We start from the raw sequence: 1636 nt of genomic DNA on the forward strand, positions 1-1636 counted from the left end.
TTTCTTTGTTAAGGTATAAAATATCACCTGAGCTTTTTTCTGAAGTCAATATTTCCTCCTTCTTACCATCAGTATTTATCCTGTATATTTTTCCTGTTCCCCAGTCGGAAATATAAAAAGTTTCATTATCTATCTTCTGCACTCCATCAAGGTTACCTATACCTTCTGAAGATATTTTTTCGATAGATTTATCTTCCGGATTAACCATTATCATATTCCCGGGTTCATTGTTACTTCCCCAGCCTCCTGCGTAAAGTTTTCCATTTACATAAAGGACTCCGTTTACATATTCAAGATCTTTAGAATTTAGCCATTCTGTTGCCTCATCGGCGCCGCTTTCCAGTTTATAAATGGCGCTTTTCCCACTATCAGAAATATAGAGATCACCGTTATTATCTGTAGTAATATCATTAAGTGATGTTGCATCTTCCACTTTTACAGTTTTGGAAATTTCACCTTTATTAATATCAATCTCAATAATCTCAGTGTTATTGGTAACATACAGCTTATCTCCATCTATTAATAAACCTTTGGGATCTTTTAATCCTGTAATCCATTCACGGGTTTCCATAGTACCATCTGCTGAGAGCCTGGAAATAAAACCGTCCCCGGGAACATCATCGGCCATGTTGGAAACATACATAAAATCACTGGCGTCATCGATTACAACAGATTCCGGATGACTAAAACCTTCAACTTTTTTAATAAGGCTTACCTCACTATGCTGTGCGGAAGAAATCGCACCAAATAAAATAATTGTCGCAGCTGAAAATAATGACTTTAGATTCATTTTCATGAATTTTAGAGGTCTAATATACTGAAAAAGATAATATCCCCTGTAAAATCTTTCTTACCTAAAGTTTTCCCAAACCATTTATGAACTGAAAATTTCTTGCTTAATTTCATGTCACAAAAACAAGATATGAAGAATATAATAAGGGCTGTACTTGCGGGATGGGGAGCGAAGAAAATTGGCGGCGGCTGTGGTTGCATAGGGATAATTGTTGTATTTATTATTCTCTGGTTAATCCTTGGCGCGCTGGGACTCAACTAATTTTCCTGTTATTTATACTCCTCTACCAGTACATTCCATTCCATAGTTTTTAAAACCCCTACGAGCACAGGGTTTACCTCTTCAAGAAGCGGGGAATCTTTTGGGAAGGTATAACTGTAGTAATCCTTTTTTAATGTTTTCTTTAAAACCTCCAGTTCATCATTCAGTTCGTTCTGCTCAATAACATGCTTCAACATAGGAACATCGTAGACAAATATTGAAGTTTCTTCATCCAGCAGTGCCTGGATCCCCTGCAATTCGGTAAAAACAGTATCTGCTTCAATATTGTAGAGATCAAGAAATTCTTCAGAACTGGAATTGGATACTGTGGTTACACTAAAGTTTTGCAGATCCTGAACAGATGAAATTTGATCATTTATTGTTCTTGCCGTAAGAGAAGAAGCAATTCCCGCCGTAAGGCTGGAAATCATGATGATCGCCATAAACATCCAGATAAAACCTATAACCCTGCCTCCCGTTGTTCTTGGGGATTTATCGCCATACCCCACCGTTGTCATGGTAACCGCACTCCACCAGAAGCCCTGAAGGATGCCACGCGTCCCGTTCCCAAATTCTTCCGGA

General features: G+C 38.0%; 3 protein-coding genes. 1 reads left to right on the top strand and 2 read right to left on the bottom strand.

Annotated features, from left to right (window positions below; genetic code table 11):
- Positions 1-790 (bottom strand): SMP-30/gluconolactonase/LRE family protein (locus RM529_RS17210; RefSeq protein ID WP_311485978.1); only part of this gene is annotated, 790 nt, incomplete at its 3' end.
- 132 nt (positions 791-922) lie between these two features.
- Between RM529_RS17210 and RM529_RS17215 the strand changes: the two genes are divergently transcribed.
- Positions 923-1054, top strand: a complete 132-nt coding sequence (locus tag RM529_RS17215) for a hypothetical protein (protein ID WP_311485979.1) — start codon at positions 923-925, stop codon at positions 1052-1054.
- A gap of 8 nt (positions 1055-1062) precedes the next feature.
- Here RM529_RS17215 and RM529_RS17220 read toward each other — a convergent pair.
- Positions 1063-1636, bottom strand: a 574-nt coding sequence (locus tag RM529_RS17220) for an ion channel (RefSeq protein WP_311485980.1), incomplete at its 5' end; no start/stop codon positions are given.

The sequence above is a fragment of the Autumnicola edwardsiae genome (assembly GCF_031846505.1).
GTDB lineage: Bacteria > Bacteroidota > Bacteroidia > Flavobacteriales > Flavobacteriaceae > Autumnicola > Autumnicola edwardsiae.